General features: G+C 41.9%; 20 protein-coding genes. 10 read left to right on the plus strand and 10 right to left on the minus strand.

Annotated elements, in window-relative coordinates:
- The first annotated feature begins 29 nt into the window (after positions 1-29).
- The gene (locus V7K76_RS21605) at positions 30-887 is read left to right on the plus strand and encodes a lysophospholipid acyltransferase family protein (RefSeq protein ID WP_334779774.1); all 858 of its coding nucleotides are present in this window, start codon (positions 30-32) and stop codon (positions 885-887) included.
- 41 nt (positions 888-928) lie between these two features.
- Here V7K76_RS21605 and V7K76_RS21610 read toward each other — a convergent pair whose 3' ends face one another.
- From V7K76_RS21610 to V7K76_RS21625, 4 genes are all read right to left on the minus strand, one after another.
- A complete protein-coding gene (locus tag V7K76_RS21610) occupies positions 929-1,189 on the minus strand; it encodes a MoaD/ThiS family protein (protein ID WP_229483813.1) in 261 nt (86 codons plus the stop codon).
- Between the two features lie 294 nt (positions 1,190-1,483).
- Entirely contained in the window at positions 1,484-1,774 is a 291-nt protein-coding gene (gene gatC, locus V7K76_RS21615) for an Asp-tRNA(Asn)/Glu-tRNA(Gln) amidotransferase subunit GatC (RefSeq protein ID WP_334709367.1), read from the minus strand.
- Between the two features lie 68 nt (positions 1,775-1,842).
- Complete coding sequence (locus tag V7K76_RS21620) at positions 1,843-2,364, minus strand: photosystem I assembly protein Ycf3 (RefSeq protein ID WP_292854133.1); 522 nt, start codon at positions 2,362-2,364, stop codon at positions 1,843-1,845.
- Between the two features lie 192 nt (positions 2,365-2,556).
- Complete coding sequence (locus tag V7K76_RS21625; RefSeq protein WP_334779773.1) at positions 2,557-3,258, minus strand: SOS response-associated peptidase; 702 nt, start codon at positions 3,256-3,258, stop codon at positions 2,557-2,559.
- A gap of 199 nt (positions 3,259-3,457) precedes the next feature.
- On the opposite strand from V7K76_RS21625, the gene V7K76_RS21630 reads away from it, so the two are divergent.
- Entirely contained in the window at positions 3,458-4,069 is a 612-nt protein-coding gene (locus V7K76_RS21630) for a glutathione S-transferase family protein (protein ID WP_334779772.1), read from the plus strand.
- 123 nt (positions 4,070-4,192) lie between these two features.
- On the opposite strand, the gene V7K76_RS21635 is transcribed toward V7K76_RS21630, so the two are convergent.
- Entirely contained in the window at positions 4,193-4,420 is a 228-nt protein-coding gene (locus V7K76_RS21635) for a DUF167 domain-containing protein (RefSeq protein ID WP_334779771.1), read from the minus strand.
- On the minus strand, positions 4,398-4,814 hold the full coding sequence (locus V7K76_RS21640) for a ribosomal maturation YjgA family protein (protein WP_334779770.1): 417 nt from the start codon (positions 4,812-4,814) through the stop codon (positions 4,398-4,400). The genes V7K76_RS21635 and V7K76_RS21640 overlap by 23 nt, the downstream gene beginning before the upstream one ends.
- A gap of 604 nt (positions 4,815-5,418) precedes the next feature.
- Between V7K76_RS21640 and V7K76_RS21645 the strand changes: the two genes are divergently transcribed.
- Complete coding sequence (locus V7K76_RS21645; RefSeq protein WP_334779769.1) at positions 5,419-6,411, plus strand: ABC transporter substrate-binding protein; 993 nt, start codon at positions 5,419-5,421, stop codon at positions 6,409-6,411.
- Between the two features lie 4 nt (positions 6,412-6,415).
- Complete coding sequence (locus tag V7K76_RS21650; protein WP_334779768.1) at positions 6,416-7,219, plus strand: ABC transporter ATP-binding protein; 804 nt, start codon at positions 6,416-6,418, stop codon at positions 7,217-7,219.
- 205 nt (positions 7,220-7,424) lie between these two features.
- On the opposite strand, the gene V7K76_RS21655 is transcribed toward V7K76_RS21650, so the two are convergent.
- Positions 7,425-7,709 carry an ArsR/SmtB family transcription factor gene (locus V7K76_RS21655; protein ID WP_334951819.1) on the minus strand — a complete coding sequence of 95 codons (285 nt, stop codon included), beginning with the start codon at positions 7,707-7,709 and terminating at the stop codon, positions 7,425-7,427.
- A 328-nt stretch (positions 7,710-8,037) separates the two neighbouring features.
- Here V7K76_RS21655 and V7K76_RS21660 point away from each other — a divergent pair, with 328 nt between their 5' ends.
- The 3 genes from V7K76_RS21660 to V7K76_RS21670 all read left to right on the plus strand — a co-directional run bounded on the left by V7K76_RS21660 (position 8,038) and on the right by V7K76_RS21670 (position 10,534).
- Positions 8,038-8,886, plus strand: a complete 849-nt coding sequence (locus tag V7K76_RS21660) for a CmcJ/NvfI family oxidoreductase (protein ID WP_334951817.1) — start codon at positions 8,038-8,040, stop codon at positions 8,884-8,886.
- 415 nt (positions 8,887-9,301) lie between these two features.
- On the plus strand, positions 9,302-10,270 hold the full coding sequence (locus tag V7K76_RS21665; protein ID WP_334951815.1) for a TauD/TfdA dioxygenase family protein: 969 nt from the start codon (positions 9,302-9,304) through the stop codon (positions 10,268-10,270).
- 93 nt (positions 10,271-10,363) lie between these two features.
- Positions 10,364-10,534, plus strand: coding sequence for a hypothetical protein (locus V7K76_RS21670; RefSeq protein ID WP_334951813.1), 171 nt, complete (start codon positions 10,364-10,366; stop codon positions 10,532-10,534).
- Between the two features lie 75 nt (positions 10,535-10,609).
- Here V7K76_RS21670 and V7K76_RS21675 read toward each other — a convergent pair whose 3' ends face one another.
- On the minus strand, positions 10,610-11,161 hold the full coding sequence (locus V7K76_RS21675; protein WP_334779763.1) for a DUF2231 domain-containing protein: 552 nt from the start codon (positions 11,159-11,161) through the stop codon (positions 10,610-10,612).
- A gap of 589 nt (positions 11,162-11,750) precedes the next feature.
- Here V7K76_RS21675 and V7K76_RS21680 point away from each other — a divergent pair.
- From V7K76_RS21680 to V7K76_RS21690, 3 genes are all read left to right on the plus strand, one after another.
- The gene (locus V7K76_RS21680) at positions 11,751-12,317 is read left to right on the plus strand and encodes an HD domain-containing protein (RefSeq protein WP_334951811.1); all 567 of its coding nucleotides are present in this window, start codon (positions 11,751-11,753) and stop codon (positions 12,315-12,317) included.
- Between the two features lie 407 nt (positions 12,318-12,724).
- Positions 12,725-13,249 carry a hypothetical protein gene (locus V7K76_RS21685; protein ID WP_334951809.1) on the plus strand — a complete coding sequence of 175 codons (525 nt, stop codon included), beginning with the start codon at positions 12,725-12,727 and terminating at the stop codon, positions 13,247-13,249.
- A 21-nt stretch (positions 13,250-13,270) separates the two neighbouring features.
- Complete coding sequence (locus V7K76_RS21690; RefSeq protein WP_334779966.1) at positions 13,271-14,107, plus strand: CheR family methyltransferase; 837 nt, start codon at positions 13,271-13,273, stop codon at positions 14,105-14,107.
- Between the two features lie 364 nt (positions 14,108-14,471).
- Here the strand turns inward: V7K76_RS21690 and V7K76_RS21695 are convergent, their stop codons facing one another.
- Both V7K76_RS21695 and V7K76_RS21700 read right to left on the minus strand, forming a co-directional pair.
- On the minus strand, positions 14,472-14,993 hold the full coding sequence (locus V7K76_RS21695; protein WP_334951807.1) for an SH3 domain-containing protein: 522 nt from the start codon (positions 14,991-14,993) through the stop codon (positions 14,472-14,474).
- A gap of 377 nt (positions 14,994-15,370) precedes the next feature.
- On the minus strand, positions 15,371-16,882 hold the full coding sequence (locus tag V7K76_RS21700) for an AAA family ATPase (RefSeq protein WP_334779758.1): 1,512 nt from the start codon (positions 16,880-16,882) through the stop codon (positions 15,371-15,373).
- Positions 16,883-17,127 lie beyond the last annotated feature (245 nt).

The following is a 17,127-nucleotide window of genomic DNA, read 5'->3' on the forward strand; positions in this document are numbered from 1 at the left end:
AACTTTGCCAATGCTGTTAGAATGCATCGATGTCAAAAAAGCAACATTTATTAAACAAAAAGCCCGGCTGGTCTTTGGATGAGCGAGATCCAAAGTTCATAGAATCTCTGATGCCTGTGTTTGGCTTTTTCTATCACCACTATTTCCGAGTTCAAACTAGTGGCTGGGATAATATTCCACCCCAAGAAAAAGTTCTATTTGTCGGTTCGCACAATGGGGGACTCGCAGCACCCGACATGGCAATGGTGATGTATGACTGGTTCCGACGATTTGGTGTCGAACAACCTGTTTATGGTTTGATGCATCCCAAGGCTTGGCAGGTTAGCACACCACTAGCGCAACTGGCCGCCAAGGCTGGAGCAATTATCGCCCATCCGAAAATGGCTTATACTGCCTTACACTCTGGAGCTAGTGTACTAGTTTATCCCGGTGGAGCCGAAGATGTCTTCCGACCGTTTTATTTACGTAACAAAATCTATTTTGCGGGACGGCAAGGATTTATCAAGTTAGCATTACGGGAAAATGTGCCGATTGTGCCTGTGATTTCCTGGGGCGCTCACGATACACTGATTATAATTGCTGACTGCTACAAAATTGTGCGGCAACTCCACGAGTGGGGGATGCCTTGGCTGTTGGGGATTGACCCAGAAGTTTTTCCGATCTATCTTGGATTACCTTGGGGATTAGCAATTGGCCCACTGCCCAATATTCCCTTACCAGTGCCCATGTACACACAGGTTTGTCCACCAATTGTATTTGAGCGCTACGGTAGAGAAGCAGCTAGCGATCGCTATTATGTCAATGAATGTTATGAATTAGTTGTTAGTCAGATGCAGCAAGAGTTAGACCGCTTAGTGGAACTAACTGCTAATGCCAATTCTCTTTGAGTAGTTATCAGTTAGAGAACTCATAACTCATAACTGTTTTCCTAACCACCGCTAACTGGTGGAATCAGCACAACTTCATCCCCATCTTGTAGTAGTGTATCTGGTTCGACAAATATCAAATTAATCCCAAACCGAGTTATATCGCGCCATTGGGAGAGTTCAGGGTGTTCAGCTATGAGGCGATCGCATACTGCTTTAACTGGCATACTATTAGGAAATTCCAGCACCAACTCTGAAACCCTAAAGGCTTCTTGATAAGCAGCAAACAACTTGACGGTAACGGTGATTGCAGATTTAGACATAGAACATACTTTGGCAGTACGAGCAAGTTTTTCAATACTCGACAAGCACCCTGAACTCTTGGGGTTTATTATACATTACTAACTGCATGATTTCATATCATCTCCCGTTCAGTCCGGCTTGAGCTAGAATTAACCCACGCGCAACGGCGTGGGATTGAAGCAAGACCGACAATTAGACATCTCCGAAAATGAATGTAGAGACGTAGCACTGCTACGTCTCTACAAGGGTTTTGGATAACGCATATTTAATTTCTGGAGATGTCTATTAATTGTTCCCCTTTTCCTCTTCCATAACTATTCAGCATTGAGGATTTTTGGTACTTTGAAAAATTCGCCTTCCTGTTCAGGCGCACCATTGAGAATACTTTGTCTGTCAGGATAGGGTTGCAATTCATCCTCTCGTGTGATATTACTGACATCAATTGCCCTTGTTGTTGGGGCTACATCAGTGACATCAAGTTCATTCAGTTGTTCAATATAGTCCAGAATACTTCCCAACTGAGTAGTGAATTGTTCTTCTTCTTGTGGAGTCAATTCTAAACGAGCAAGATTAGCTACCTTGTGAACTTGTTCTTGGTCAATCATATTTTTTAGTGGGGAGTAGGGAGTGGAGAGTTAGGAGTCGATGATTTATAATTCCTAACTCATCACTTTTAGAAGAATACGTCAATTTGCGATCGCCCGGTGGTTTTCAGCCAGTTTTGGGCTTCGATGTAGTTATTGGGAGCCATGCGAATAGCACGAATCCAATAGTCTGCGGCTTGGTCAAAAAGTGCTTCGCCAGCCTCGTTATCTCCAGCTTCTTTTTCCTTTTCGCCTTGGTAGTGATAAATCACGGCGATGTTGTTCAAAGCTTGGGGTAGGCGTGGGTTTAACTCAATTGCCTTGTGATATAGTTCTAAAGCCTTTTGGTGGTCGCCATTGCTGGCATAGATTAGCCCCATATTGTAGAAAATATAGCCGCGATCGTTGGTATCTTCCTCTAGTGTTAGAGCTTCTTCATAGTATTCCAATGCCTCAGCATATTCCCCTTCCGCTTGGGCCGACATACCATCTCGATAATAAACAAACGCTTCTTTAGCTTTTTTGTTGGTTGGCAGGATCTTCAAAATGATATCCGCCATCACTGTAAAGGATTTGTCAACAAAATTATCGTTTTTTTGTGTTCTTGGCATATTTGTCTCTGGGTATTGCGTATTAGGGGCATTGGGGATTGGGGATTGGGGACTTGGGGATTGGGGATTTGAGAAGAAAGATTATTACTTCGACCTCAGAACTTCAGCCTCAGAACTCGTAACTTCAGCTTCAGAACATAAAGTGTCAAGCCTAAAACTTCCCAGTCCCCAATTCCATAATTCACTCAATAGCTAATTTAACTGATTTGCGGGGGCATTCTCCTGACTTAGGGGTACGATACATTCTGAACTATTATGTCGAGAGTTGTTTACCAAGGTGCTAACTGAATATGCAGTCATTGCTGGCGCTGGATAGGGACGCAATAGCTGCTGTAGGGTTTGGGACGTTTGCACTTGGGAATCTAGCCATAAATCGTAATCTTGTGGCTCCAGAATCACTGGCATCCGCTCATGAATGGGTTGGAGTAATTCGTTAGCTGCCGTTGTCAAAATTGTACAAGAGATTATTTCTTCGTTAGCAGGGGTTTTCCATCTCTCCCACAAACCAGCAAAGCCGAAGGGTTGCCCATCTTGGAGACGAAAATAAAATGGCTGCTTCTTACCTGGTTGGCGTTGCCACTCATAAAAGCCATCAGCTAGCACTAAACAGCGTCTATGCTTAAAAGCCGAACGAAAAGCGGGTTTTTCGGCAACTGTTTCAGCCCTGGCGTTAATCAGCTTTGCCCCCATTCCCGCATCTTTCGCCCATGACGGAATTAACCCCCAATGCAACTGCTTAAATTCACGCTTTTTACTTTCGGGATTTTGTAACACTGTTGCCACCATTTGCGTAGGTGCGATGTTATATTCGGCTGCTAAATCTGGAACTGACTCCACATGGAAAACTTGAGATAATCCTGCTGCCGACTGGTTTAGCGTAAATCTTCCACACATAGTTTTATTCTCGGCCACTGATTAAATTAAACATCTCAATCTAGAAATAAATAATACTTTTTTTTATTTTATTAGATAATTTCCTGTAGTACGTTCAGATGCTAAATACAAAAAAAATATCCGGTTTTGGGAAAATCTTTTGGTAAGATATTGTATTTTGAACCTTCACTTATCAGCATTTTCCTAACTGTATTTTAACATGGAACTACTGCGACTGTACGATTTTTTACCTTCTGGCAATGGTTATAAGATACGTCTTTTATTGACACAACTAGGTATGCCTTTTGAGAGGATAGAGCTTAATATCTTGAAAGGTGATACTCGCACACCAGAATTTTTAAGTAAAAATCCCAATGGGAAGATACCTGTTTTAGAAATCGAGCCAGGGAAATATTTGGCAGAATCAAATGCCATATTGGTGTATCTGAGTGAAGGCACAGAATTTTTACCTTATGACCGCTTTTTAAGAGCGCAAGTGCTGCAATGGTTATGTTTTGAACAATATAGTCATGAGCCTTTTATTGCTACATCAAGATTTTGGATTTCTATTTTAGGTAAAACTGAAGAATATAGTGAAGCTATCAAGCAAAAACGTGAACCAGTCTATACAGCACTTAACCTGATGGACAAACACTTAACTTCTCACACTTTTTTTGTAGGAGAGCGCTACACAATTGCTGATATTGCCTTATTCGCTTACACTCATGTAGCTGATGAAGGTGGGTTTGATTTGACACAATTTCCTGCTATCCAAGCTTGGATAAAAAGAGTCAAAGCTCAACCAAGGTATATCAGTATTACACAAGCATAAAAATTCGGTTTTGCAAGTTTTTATCTCTAGTTTCTTGGCTCTAATAGAGGATTTACTAGGTGAGATATAGTCTCATATTTAGAAGGAGGTAGAGTCTTCCAAAAAAGTGTTGTTAAGCAGCAGCTAAGTATCTGTATCAATTTCTATCAGCTTTTGCCGAGAAGACAAACCTGACTTAATTCTGATATGAGATTTGGGTATATCAAATTTATCTGCTAGTAGTTTAATTAACTCTTCATTAGCCTTACCATCGACTGGGGGCGATTTTAAATACACAGTTAGACTACCATCAGGTTGTTCTTCAATCTTTTGCTGTTTTGAATTAGGCTTAACCTTGATTCTTTTGTGCATAACCTATTGTGTATAATTGTCGCAGCCACAACCAACCTAAAACAGAACCAAGTAAATAATGAGGAAAATCCCACCAAACAAAGGTTGTACCAAGTAACAATTTACCTATCAAGGTGGCGCGAATTTCCTCTAATAGTGGTGGATGCCAAAGTTGCAAGAATTCTAGTATGCAGGTGATGACAAAAACCCATATAGGAATTTGGATTACAGCCGCTCGATTTCTGAAAAACCAAAACGCGAACAGACACCAAAATATTTCGTAAAATACAGCCGCTCCGTAGTCGTTAAACCAGTGATGGGCAGGCCCATTATAATACTTAAATAAAAAGCCCATCGGTACAACGATGAGTACAGAAATAATAATAAAGATTGTTTGGTTACGATGTCGAAGCATTTTCTATAGGCTAGAGACTAAGCAAAATTTTAACAGCCCGAACGACTAGTACAAGAAGGCAAAAGTAAAAAGGCAAAAGTAAAAAGAAAGAATGCTTCTTTTGTAAGCTTTCTGGCTATTTTAAATGGTTGGTTTATTTACGCCGTGTTGTACTAGAAGTCTTGACTACACAAACTTAGGTATATCTTTACTCTTAAGCAACGCTTAGGTGGATGTAAATTTTAGTCTATAATTCCTCTTTGTCTGTTTTCTCTGTGCCTCTTATGTCTAGAAGTAATTTATTTAACCGCAGAGGCACAGAGAACGCTGAGAAAAGACCAAATATTTTATGAACTTCTTAACACACCTTGTTTTTTGCTTCTGACTGTGTGATACTTTCGTTTAAATTCATAAAATACTGTATCTCTATTAACTTACAGTATTTATAAAAATATTATGCAGTTGGAAATAATTATAAATTTCGTACACTGGGCGCTCATGTTGCCCACCCCACAAGAGTTATGTTTAATTAAATTATGCAAATTAGATGTTTTTTAGCTGATTACTCAGGAATGTTAAATGCAAGAAGGAAGTTTATTAAAGCAGCTATAAGAGGCATAAAATAATGAAATTCAAGCAATTTCAGTCTTGGAGTTTATTGATTGGATTAGCAATGCTAACCTTTGTGTTTGTGGCTTGCACTTCTGGGAATCAAATAGCTTCAAAAGTTCCAGAAAAAATAACAATTGCCTATCAACCAGGAATCAACTATGCAAATTTACTAATTGTCAAACAGCAGCAGATTTTAGAACAGCAATTTCCACAGACAAAGTTTGAATGGAAAGAATTATCGAATGGTGCAGCAATTCGGGATGGAATTCTTGCAAATCAACTACAAGTTGGTGCAGGTGGCGTTGGCCCATTTCTTGTTGGTTGGGATAAAGGTGTAGGATGGAAAATCTTAGCTTCACTTAATCATAGTGAGTTTTGGTTGGTCGTCAAGAACTCGAACATAAAAAGTTTAAAAGACTTTAAGCCAGGAATGAAAATTGGCTTACCATCTCCTGATTCTCTTCAAGCAATTGTACTACGTCGGGCAGCGCAAAAAGAATTAGGTAATGCTACAGCCCTCGATCAAAATATACAATCTATTGCTCACCCGTTAGGGTTACAATCTCTATTGAATGGTCAAATTGATGCACACTTTACAACACCACCTTTCCAATTTCAAGAAGTTGAAAAAGGTGGTAGAGTGATTCTCAAGAGTTCTGATGTTTTTGGTAAGATTAGTGCTGCCAGCATCTTTACTACGGAGAAATTCTACAATCAATATCCTGAATTTGGGAAAGCTTTGTATACTGCGATCGCAGATGCCACTAAACTCTTGAATGACAAACCTGATGAAGCGGCAAAAATTCTCTCACAGATAGATGGTGCTAAAATCTCAGCAGAGCAATATAAAAAGTGGATTACCGATCAGGCTGTAGAATACGGTCTTGAGCCAAGAGCCTTCCTGAAATATGGAGAATTTATGCATGAAATAGGTATGCTAAATCAGCAGCCTAAATCAATTGATGAATTAATTTTACCGACGCTTAAAGGCGTTGGAGGAGATTGAATTCATGGCGAAATTAGAGCCGTTAATTATAGCAAATAGTGTTCAAATTATCTACAAAGAAGGTAGGCATCGGTTTACAGCTGTAGAAGATGTTAGCTTTGCTGTGAAACCAAAAGAAAAGTTTGTAATTATTGGCCCATCGGGTTGTGGAAAGAGTAGCCTGCTAAAAGCGATCGCAGGTTTTCAGCCCATCAGCAGTGGCGAATTGTTGATGAGAGGCAAAAAAATCACTTCTCCAGGGCCAGATAGGATGGTTGTTTTTCAAGATTTTGAGCAACTCTTGCCTTGGCAAACTGTACGGCAAAACATCGTTTACGCCCTGAATATTACAGGTAAAGCAGCTAGCAAAGCCGCTAATGAAGAGGCTTTATACTATCTCAATTTAGTTGGAGTCTCAGCAGCCATAGATAAATATCCTCATCAGCTATCGGGAGGGATGAAACAACGGGTAGCGATCGCCCGTGCTTTGGCTGTGAAACCGCAAATTCTGCTCATGGATGAGCCTTTTGCTGCCCTAGATGCCCTGACACGTACTCAACTCCAGTACGAAGTCAACGCTATTTGGCAAAACACAGGCGTTACGATTATTTTAATTACCCATTCCATACAAGAAGCCGTGTACTTGGGACATCAAGTTTTAGTGATGACGCCGGTACCTGGAACTGTGAAAGAAATTGTTGATACAACGCAGATTGACGATATTAACAGCAAAGAGTTCGCCAATATGGCCGCCCATCTGCGTAGTTTACTGGGTGCCGATTCCCGTAGTGATACCAAATCAGCAAAGGAGGTATTGTTTCAGGAGTAATAGACTGGGGACTGGGGACTGGGGACTGGGGACTGGGGACTGGGGACTGGGGACTGGGGACTGGGGACTAGGAAGAGTTTTCTTCTCGTGCGTAAGCATAGCTCACCGGAGGCATTGCTGCGCGAATAAAACTTGGGTGGTGGTCTGAATCCCAGAACAATTTTCCCAGTCCCCAGTCCCTAATCCCCAATCCCCAGTCCCTTCTTCAACTAATAAAACTGTTTAAACTCTCTAAAGTACTATTGAGAACAGCACGATCGATTGAGTAGAATCTTGTTTGCCCTTTTTTATAGTTCTTCGCCAAACCTGCTTCCGTCAAAACTTTCAAGTGGTGACAAGAAAGAGACAAGCTAATATCCAACTGCTCGGCAATTTCTGAACAGCTAATTTCGTCAGTACTCAATAGTAAATCTACTAATCGCAGGCGTGTTGGATCTGAAAGAGCCGTGAAGATTTTCGCACGGTTTTCGTAATTTCTTTTCTCAATCATCCCCATATCATAGCAAGCTCTGGCATTTTACTCAAATACTCAAACAATCATTTGACCATTTTGCCAAAATTCTGTTATGCTGAATACTACAATGGTTAAATAAGTATTTAACTATAATTATCTAGGACTGAAGATTCCTGACGAGATCGACGTTAACAAATATCAATTGCTACTTTGAGTCAAACTCTGGCAACATAGCTGAGGCGTGTTGTAAGTTTGCTGACGCCGTTAGATGTAATTGCGATCAATTGCTGAGTATTGAGCGTTAATTACACTGCAACTCTACAGGATCTTATCTGTCTGAACTTCTTGAACAAGGATGTAAGCAATGAGTAGAGACAATCGTTTTTTCTCTGACCTGAAACACGTTGAGGCAGAACTGAACTACCTCACCCCGATGGCAGAAAAGCTTGTCAACTATGCCTATGAACCTCCAGCAGGGGTTCCCCGCTCCAACGGAAAGTATGAGACACACAAAGTTCCAATCCGTAATGCACGGGAAATTTCAGATAAAGTATCCTTAGAGCGCCAAGGCTTCGACTTTACCGCACATAAAAGTAAAGTCAGTGATTTCTATGATGAAGATGAGATCCGCAGCGTTTATTATCCTGAAGCCAAGCAATTATTGAAAGAGGTGATAGGTGCAACGGAAGTACTGATATTCGATCACACTCTTCGTAACGCTCAAATTTCGCAGCCAGGCGAGAACGAAATTAGGGAACCAGTCAAGCGCGTGCATAATGACTTTACAGCCAAATCTGGCTATACTCGCGCCCGCAAGGTATTGACAGAGCAGGGAATAGATAACATCGATCAAGCGCTGCAAAAAAGGTTTGCACTGATTAACATTTGGCGACCGATCGCACCAGTCCAAGAGTCACCATTGGCAGTTTGCGACGCTCTGAGTATCGCACCTACAGACTTGGTGGCGGGCGATCTCTTGTATCCCAATTACGCTGGTGAAACTTACTCAATCACCTATAACCCATCACATCAATGGTTTTATTTCCCGCAGATGCAGCAAGACGAAGCGCTATTTATTAAGTGCTTTGACTCCGCAGAAGATGGACGGGCCAGGTTTGCCGGTCATACTGGCTTTGATGACCCCACTAGCCCATCGGATGCTCCACCTCGTCAGAGTATTGAGTTAAGGACGGTAGTTTTCTACCCTGAATAGATTCATTAGAGAATCACACCAACGTTAAGAAGTAAAAAGTAAAAAGTAAAAAGATAATCCCCATAAATAAATTTAGTTGCTCTGTGACCATTTTTCTTTTTCTTTCTTTTGCCTTTTAACTTTTTACTTTTGCCTTGTTCGGTCAATATTTTTAACTGCGCTTAAGTCTTTATCCTCGCTGTTACTGCACACAGAAAAGATATAAGCGCGGTTTTTTGGGTACTTCTGAGCCTCTGGTTGTTCCGACTGTCTAAAATACAGTAAATAAATACTACGGTAAATGTATCGAGATAGTGTATGATATTTTCAGTTGCGATCGCTTCTTATGAAATTTTGCTTGCACTTGATAGCAAAATTCCACAGGAAACGGACAAATGCGAACACCACTCTATGAATCAAACCCTGGAGAATCTATATGGGCTACAAACATATTGAAGTCAAACAAGTAGCTGGTTTCATCGGTGCTGAAATCGGTAACGTAGACCTTTCCCGTCCTTTGAATGATGATCAAGTCAAAGAAATTCGTAAAGCACTATTAAAGTGGAAAGTCATATTCTTTCGGGGACAGAACATCGATCATGCTGCCCAAGTTGAATTCACATCTCGTTTCGGCGAAGTGACTTTCGCGCATCCACTCGGAGAGCCTGAACCAGTTCCAGGATTTCCGCAGCTCAAACCTGTAGACCGTAAGCTCTATGAGAAGCAGTATGGTTTTCGCACTGGAGGCCCCTGGCACACAGACGTAACAGCGGCAATCAACCCGCCAGCAGCATCAATTTTACGCGCAGTTAATGTTCCTAGTTTTGGTGGTGATACCCACTGGAGTAATTTGGTTGCAGCTTATGAGGGTTTGTCAGCACCTCTGCGGGCGCTAGCAGACACATTGAAAGCTGAACATCGCTTCAATGGAGGCGGGTATCAGCCCAGTAACAACAAGTTCTCCGAGCGGATTGCTGTCAATCCACTAGTTTCCATCCACCCAGTAGTCAGGGTTCATCCTGAAACTGGTGAGCGGGCGTTGTTCGTTAACCCTGGTTTCGTCTCCCACATTGTTGACGTGTCACCACAAGAAAGCAAGCTGCTGCTTGAGTTGTTCTTCAACCAAGTTACCAAGCCTGCTTACACCACCCGCTTCCGTTGGAACAACGGTGATATTGCCTTCTGGGACAACCGCGCCACCGTGCATTTAGCTCCTCAAGATTTGGATCATTTGGATGTTGAGCGTTTGTTATATCGCACCACCATTACTGGTGATGTTCCAGTTGGGGTTGATGGTTTCCGCTCAGAAGTGGTTCAAGGTGAAGCGTTCAGTTCCGAAGTACCAACCGTCTTCAAGCAAAAAGCTCAGAATCTAGAAGCACAACCACAACCAGTACTTTCCTAAGCTACAAAATACTAAATTGGGCTGCCTGCATCTGACGCAGCCCGGTATTAGGGACTTCCAATAAAAAATAATCAAGCTTTATTCCAGAACCGAATGGCACTAAGAAAAGCCGAAAGGATTGTGTCACCTCGTTCCCAGTCTGAAGACTGGGAATGTATTCCCAGAGGCTCTGCCTCTCTAGTCAGTCCACTGGAGGCGGAGCCTCCCAAAATCGTTTCCCAGCCTGGAGGCTGGGAACCAGCCAGTCTAAAGGCTGTGTTTTAACTTAGTGCCATTCATTCCAGAACCTTTGTAGAGACGTAGCACTGCTACGTCAAAACAATTCTTTTTCACAGATGTTTATGGATATCTTCTGCTACCTGCACCCACTACACCGATTTTGTGGCGATAAGAGAGTTCAGCACCGAACCAACCAGAAATACTAGTCAGCGTACCGACAACAATCGAGAGTAACAGTCCCCAAGGTAGTATTCGGGATTCAGCGTCACCCAAGCGTATGAGAAAGTTGACGAGTGATAAAACTAGTAAAGAAACATTAAGTATCAAATGTGCCCAGCCGGCGGTGCGCTTGCGGACTCGTTCAATTTTCAAAAAGTCGCTAAGACCGATCGCAGCAGCGAGTAAACCTCCAGCTAATCCGAGTCCAATTAACCATAACGAAGCCCTAGCCCAGAAGAAATCACCAGTTAACCAGTAGCCAATGTCACTTCCCAAGGCGGCGGCTAAAAAGGCTATGGGAAAGATCACACTCAGGGGATGTAAGGGATGTCCGGCGATCGCAACTGTGCTAGGTACACCGCTATCACGATACTCACTATCGTTACTTTCAATAACTGGTGGAATATTTGGGAAAGGTGTTGAATTTGTTGGCGTTGTTTCTGTAGTTTCCATTATTAGTATCCTAAATTTATTAGATCAGAAGGAATTCAACACTGTTCGGTTAAGGTAGGAGACACGGTGAATCGCCGTCAAGACAAAATACTGATTATTGTAGAGACGGCGATTTATCGCGTCTTTGTGTTTCATCAAAAAACCTTAACCAAACCGGATTGAGAAAGAATATATTCAACATCAGCTTCAGGTTGCAAGCTTAGTTTACCTACTTCTTCTATATTTTGTATTTTGTTTTTCTGCCCTTTTATTCAGTACAATCTGAACATTATTAATTTAATAAAATATCATCAGATTTTTATCTATCTAGCGATGTAATACAAATTTAAATTTTGTCTATCTATGAGATCAATTTATTTTAATTGCTAGAAAGTACGTATATAGACAGCCATAGACATTGCTTTTACAATCATTTTTTCAAATGCAACATAAACCCAGGTACAAAATCTTCACGGCTTAATATTGCTGTAGCTGGAACAGTTTGTTATAAAATTGACACAAACCCTTTAATTGGTGTAGTTATCCTGAATTCTGACCGGGGGCGGAGCGTCTTTGCCTTCGCTGCTTGACATTTAACTCCTTTTATACAATGCTTTCAGAACGTTTTACCGCAGCCCTCATCTACGCCACTGAACTGCACGCCAGCCAAGTTCGTAAAGGTTCAGGTGTACCCTACGTTGCCCATTTGTTAGGTGTCGCTAGTATTGCTTTAGAATATGGGGCAAATGAAGATGAAGCGATCGCAGCTCTCTTACACGATGCGATCGAAGATCAAGGTGGCGACGCAACACGAGAAGAAATTCGCCGTCGCTTTGGTGACAATGTAACAGCAATTGTAGATGGTTGTACTGATGCTGATACAACTCCCAAACCCCCTTGGCGACAGCGCAAGGAAGCATACATCGCTCATATTTCTACTGCTTCCCCATCGGTTCTGCTCGTGTCATCAGCAGATAAACTTTACAACGCCCAATCCATTCTCAAAGATTATCGTGTTTTGGGTGATTCGCTCTGGGAACGTTTTCAGGGGCGCAAAGAAGGGACTCTTTGGTATTATCGGGCGCTTGTGGATGCCTTCAGAAAAACTGGAATCACGCTAATTATTGAGGAATTAGAACGGGTAGTTGCACAAGTTGAACTATTAGCATCTCAATAAAAAAATTTAGCGAACAGAATTCAGTAGTCAGAAATCAGAATTCAGAATGAATTTTGACCGAAAAAGCGGATAGCGCAGCGTAAAGCCTGCGGCATGGCAACTCTTAGAGACGCTGCGCGAACGCTTAGAGCGAGTATTCGATAGCGCAGCGTTAGCGAGTATTCGAGCGTCGCGTCTTGATTCTGACTCCTGAATTCTGACTTCTGAATTCTTCTTCAATTCCCCAGAATTAAATAAAAGATTCGTAATGAACTAGACAAATATCCTTTTTACAGACACGATATAGTCATGTCTCTTACAAACAAATTTTGGAACGAATTTTGGCTTTTAGGTTCTCTCTCTAGATAAAAAATCTTTCTCTCGGTAGATAGGTGTACTGACATTATTATGAATGCTATGTTACCAATATGACAATAGTAAGACGAAATACCTTAAATCGAACCGTAAGTCCTCCAGAAAACTTGACAGAAAAGTATATGGAAGCAGAGCGTATGCATGATGTTCTGCTTTTACTGCAAAACTTGATTAACAGTGAAGAAGCCACTGTGAAACTAATTCTGGATTGTCTTTATGATGTTGGTTCAGTGAATCTGATCAATCAAAAGCTTCGCTTGAAACCCTTAAACAGGGTGATGAAATTAATTGCCCGAATGTCAAAACCAGTTTTTAGAACTATAGCTTTAAATTGGTTTAAAAAGAACTGTCCCCAATTGATTACTAATTGGCTACATACGCAGGTTGCTTTTGAAAAGCCCCAAAATAAACCCGAACAAGTAGCGATCGAAGTTGTCCAACTAGAACCTTATGCTATACCACAGACAGAAAATCTCAGCCAAGAGGTTCAAAATCTGCGCTATCAAATTAGATGGCTAGCTGGGATTTCAATAACAGCGATCGCTATTTTAGTAGTAACAGCCATTCGGTTAAACTGAAACCTATGAATTATGAATATAATGCCTCTGCCCAAACCGATCTTGGAGGACATAGAAATACATCTGCTTTTGGAAGGGGTATATCAGTACTATGGTTATGACTTTCGTAATTATGCTCTTTCCTCGCTCAAGCGCCGCATTCAGAGCTTCATGCAATTGGAGGGATTAGCAAATGTTTCTGCATTGCAAGAGCGATTACTCCACAACCGTGCCTATTTGGAACGATTTTTGCTTGCTCTGACGGTGAACGTCACATCAATGTTTCGCGATCCCAGCTTTTATAACACCTTTAGAAATCAAGTTATTCCCTTCTTACAAACCTATCCATTTATTCGCATCTGGCACGCTGGATGCTCAACCGGTGAAGAAGTATACTCAATGGCAATTTTACTGCAAGAAGAAGGACTTTACCACCGTTGCCGCATATATGCCACTGATACGAATGAGAAGGTATTACAAAATGCTAAAAGTGGGATTTTCTCGCTGAAATTGATGCAGGAATACACTCACCTTTATTTGAAAGCAGGTGGCAAGAAGTCTTTTTCAGAATATTATACCGCAGCTTATGATAATGCGATTTTTCGAGCATCCCTAAGAGAAAACATTGTTTTTGCCCAGCATAATTTAGCAACTGACAGTTCTTTTAATGAGTTTAATGTCATCCTTTGTCGTAACGTCCTCATTTATTTTAATCAAATACTTCAAAAACGAGTACATGAACTGTTTTATAATAGCCTTTCCACCTTTGGTATCTTAGGTTTAGGAAGACAAGAATCTATTAGATTTACCTCTTATGAGCAGTACTATCAAGAGATAATCAAGGGTGAGAAAATATATAAAAAAATAGCAGGCGCTTAGGGTCCACATTCCGCAGATATTAAAGAAGTCGGAAGTCGGAAGTCGGAAGTCGGAAGTACAGTTTTGTAATGGGGATTTAGACCCCACCACAAAACTGACTTATTTATTGAACCGGGGGACTTCAACCCACCGAATTCGTTAAAGCGGATTTCATAATTATAAAATTGAATAACTTCAAACCTGAAATGATTGTAGAGCAATTCTTTCAGGCTTTTTTCCTATAAAATAATAAGGCGGTAAGTGGAAAGAGAAAAAGCATGAACGAGGCATTAGAAGCCATAAAAGTCCTAGATATATTTTCTGGGGAAGCAATCAAAATTAGAGCCAGATGGAGCTATTGAGTAGACACTTATGATTTTTTAGACTATTGTCCATCAACTTTTCCATCAATTTTTTCAGTATTACCTGCTTTTACCCAACCTTCTTGTTCGCTACCTTCCAAACGGATCTTTTGCCAGGATTTATCGTCGTTTTCTTCCAAAATAATAATTTTTTGATTAAAACGAACCCCACCAATCTTTTCAGCTTCTTGACTTGGTTGCGATCGCAAACTCAAACCTTCGGCCCAACTCACACGCCCTCGGTAGGCTCCTGCTGGCAATGGTTTTGGTGATGGAGTAGCCTTTGGTGATTCTGTGGGAGTAGGGGTTGGACTTGGAGACGATTGAGCCTGAGTTTCAGGTTTAAGGGTAGGTTTACCTCCTCTAGGCTCAGTTGCTTTTGGAGCTTGAGCTTTCAGCGAGGGACTATCGTTGGAAAAAATGGGTTTGGCAGGCGCTATGCTGGTACTCCGCATGAAGTAGAGTGCAACTGCAACGCCGCTACCGATTAACACAGCGATCGCTAAGATAAACCCCAGTATAAACTTTGTTAAGCCAGACAACATAATTAAAACCTGATTATCAAGAGTTAAGGGTGAAGGAGAGCCAGTTATCTGTGTATTTTCCTCCCATTGAGAGGAGTGGCGTTAAACTGGCTCTCAAGGGTTACAGCAAGTAACCCAGCCGATAAGAATCAATAGTCCATAATAATTCATCATTAACTATTGACTATGGGCTTTTGACTAACTCATTATTGTAGCTACTGCTGAATAGACATCGACCGAATGTAAAAGGGACTGGGGATTAGGGACTGGGGACTAGGGATTAGGGATTAGGTGCCAAACCCTTAAAATTATGGTGGGGGCTTTTACGCACCACCATAATTTTAAAAAACTTTTTCCCAGTACCCAGTACCCAGTACCCAGTACCGGACTTTCGTCTATCACGTAGTGCGCCGGAGGCGTTCGCTTAAAGGACTGTGTTTTGATGCTAAACGCGCTCTCCCAGCCGCCGCCCATTCTTGGAGTTGCTGAATTTGCTCTACAGCAGTTCGCGCCAAGGGTATGATCTGACTTGCTGCTTCTAAAATATCGTCGTTAGCAAAGTCGCGGTTTTGGCTAAATCCAATATGCATCGCTTCAATTAAAGTTTGCTCAATCTCTGCCCCAGAAAAATCAGGCGTTTCATAAGCTAGCCTATCGATGTCATAACTTTTCAAGTTATGGGGACGCAATCGGGATAAATGAACATCGTAAATTGCTTTTCTCTCTTCTTGAGTGGGCAAACCCACAAAGAAAATTTCATCAAATCGCCCCTTACGGAGCATTTCTGGCGGTAACGCTTGGATGTCGTTGGCGGTAGCGACGACAAACACGGGTGAGCTTTTTTCGGCTAGCCAGTTAATAAAAGTGCCAAACACACGGCTGGCTGTTCCGGCGTCCCCTTTGCTACCAAGTCCCGCAAAGGCTTTATCTATTTCATCAATCCATAAAATACAGGGGGCAAGGGCTTCAGCTACTTGAATCATTTGACGAGTCCGAGATTCTGATTCACCCACCAAACCACCAAATAACCTGCCTACATCCAGACGTAGTAAGGGTAAATGCCAGTGATGAGCGATCGCTTTTGCTGTTAACGATTTACCAGTTCCCTGAATACCCACCAACATTAAACCACGGGGGTGCGGTAATCCGTACTGTCGCGCCTTATCTGTAAATGAGCCTCCCCGACGAATCAACCAATCTTTCAAGTTATCCAGTCCGCCGATATCAGAAATTTGCTCAGTGGCGGGGTAGAAGTCCAGGATTTGGGTTTGGCGAATAGTTTGGCGCTTTTCTTCCAAAACCAGATCCACGTCTTCTGGTTGCAATTCTCCGTGGGTAGCGATCGCTTTTGCCAAAACCCGGCGAATCCGTTCCATCGAAAGTCCTTGACAAGAGCGTACTAAGTCATCTAAAACTTTGCCAGAAAGGGAGTTACTAGTACCTTGTAGTAAGCGTTCCACCTCAGTTTTAATTTCTGGGGCGGCGGGTAAAGGAAACTCGACGACTGTCAGCACTTCCGTTAAGTCGTCAGGAATAGCGATGCGCGGCGAAAGTAGGACAATATTTTTGGGTTGCGACTTGAGGAGTCTGGACAGGTTGCGGAGTTTGCGAGCGATCGCTACATCATCTAAAAAGCGATGATAATCTCGGAGAATCAATACCGCAGGTGCGGAAGCTGGTAATTTTTCGATAAATTCTAAAGCTTGCAACGGGTTACGTCGCCCAAACCCAACATCATTGGGGTTTCCCTGGTAGCCATCGACAAAATCCCAAGTATACACTGGGCGATTACCCTGGTTGGTTGCTTCTTCCCGAATTGCTGCTTCTACCCGTTCTTCCTCATAAGTGGGAATATAAATTAAGGGGTAGCGGGCGCGTAGCAACAGTTTAAACTCTTCACGGAAGTTCATATTTAGCTGTGATTATTAGTTCTTCTCTCATTGTTCAGGTTTGTATCGCCTCTCACAACTAAAAAACCAACATCTACCAGTTTATAGTGGTTGCCAGTGCGATCGCTGGTTTTGCTTCAGCCAATTTTTTGAGTCTGAGCTAGGCAAATTGGTTGGGCGAACTTCAAGAAACCTCTTACACCAGCCCACCGATTATAAAGTCTCGGATTTGATTTATACACGATATTAGATTTACCTTGCCATCC

This window comes from Nostoc sp., from assembly GCF_036917975.1.
Taxonomy (GTDB): Bacteria; Cyanobacteriota; Cyanobacteriia; order Cyanobacteriales; family Nostocaceae; genus Nostoc.

Bases quoted from the DNA above. Each gene is read 5' to 3' on its own strand.
- V7K76_RS21605 (WP_334779774.1), top strand. From the start codon at position 30: ATGTCAAAAAAGCAACATTTATTAAACAAAAAGCCCGGCTGGTCTTTG.
- V7K76_RS21610 (WP_229483813.1), bottom strand. From the start codon at position 1,189: ATGTCTAAATCTGCAATCACCGTTACCGTCAAGTTGTTTGCTGCTTAT.
- gatC (WP_334709367.1), bottom strand. From the start codon at position 1,774: ATGATTGACCAAGAACAAGTTCACAAGGTAGCTAATCTTGCTCGTTTA.
- V7K76_RS21620 (WP_292854133.1), bottom strand. From the start codon at position 2,364: ATGCCAAGAACACAAAAAAACGATAATTTTGTTGACAAATCCTTTACA.
- V7K76_RS21625 (WP_334779773.1), bottom strand. From the start codon at position 3,258: ATGTGTGGAAGATTTACGCTAAACCAGTCGGCAGCAGGATTATCTCAA.
- V7K76_RS21630 (WP_334779772.1), top strand. From the start codon at position 3,458: ATGGAACTACTGCGACTGTACGATTTTTTACCTTCTGGCAATGGTTAT.
- V7K76_RS21635 (WP_334779771.1), bottom strand. From the start codon at position 4,420: ATGCACAAAAGAATCAAGGTTAAGCCTAATTCAAAACAGCAAAAGATT.
- V7K76_RS21640 (WP_334779770.1), bottom strand. From the start codon at position 4,814: ATGCTTCGACATCGTAACCAAACAATCTTTATTATTATTTCTGTACTC.
- V7K76_RS21645 (WP_334779769.1), top strand. From the start codon at position 5,419: ATGAAATTCAAGCAATTTCAGTCTTGGAGTTTATTGATTGGATTAGCA.
- V7K76_RS21650 (WP_334779768.1), top strand. From the start codon at position 6,416: ATGGCGAAATTAGAGCCGTTAATTATAGCAAATAGTGTTCAAATTATC.
- V7K76_RS21655 (WP_334951819.1), bottom strand. From the start codon at position 7,709: ATGATTGAGAAAAGAAATTACGAAAACCGTGCGAAAATCTTCACGGCT.
- V7K76_RS21660 (WP_334951817.1), top strand. From the start codon at position 8,038: ATGAGTAGAGACAATCGTTTTTTCTCTGACCTGAAACACGTTGAGGCA.
- V7K76_RS21665 (WP_334951815.1), top strand. From the start codon at position 9,302: ATGGGCTACAAACATATTGAAGTCAAACAAGTAGCTGGTTTCATCGGT.
- V7K76_RS21670 (WP_334951813.1), top strand. From the start codon at position 10,364: ATGGCACTAAGAAAAGCCGAAAGGATTGTGTCACCTCGTTCCCAGTCT.
- V7K76_RS21675 (WP_334779763.1), bottom strand. From the start codon at position 11,161: ATGGAAACTACAGAAACAACGCCAACAAATTCAACACCTTTCCCAAAT.
- V7K76_RS21680 (WP_334951811.1), top strand. From the start codon at position 11,751: ATGCTTTCAGAACGTTTTACCGCAGCCCTCATCTACGCCACTGAACTG.
- V7K76_RS21685 (WP_334951809.1), top strand. From the start codon at position 12,725: ATGACAATAGTAAGACGAAATACCTTAAATCGAACCGTAAGTCCTCCA.
- V7K76_RS21690 (WP_334779966.1), top strand. From the start codon at position 13,271: ATGCCTCTGCCCAAACCGATCTTGGAGGACATAGAAATACATCTGCTT.
- V7K76_RS21695 (WP_334951807.1), bottom strand. From the start codon at position 14,993: ATGTTGTCTGGCTTAACAAAGTTTATACTGGGGTTTATCTTAGCGATC.
- V7K76_RS21700 (WP_334779758.1), bottom strand. From the start codon at position 16,882: ATGAACTTCCGTGAAGAGTTTAAACTGTTGCTACGCGCCCGCTACCCC.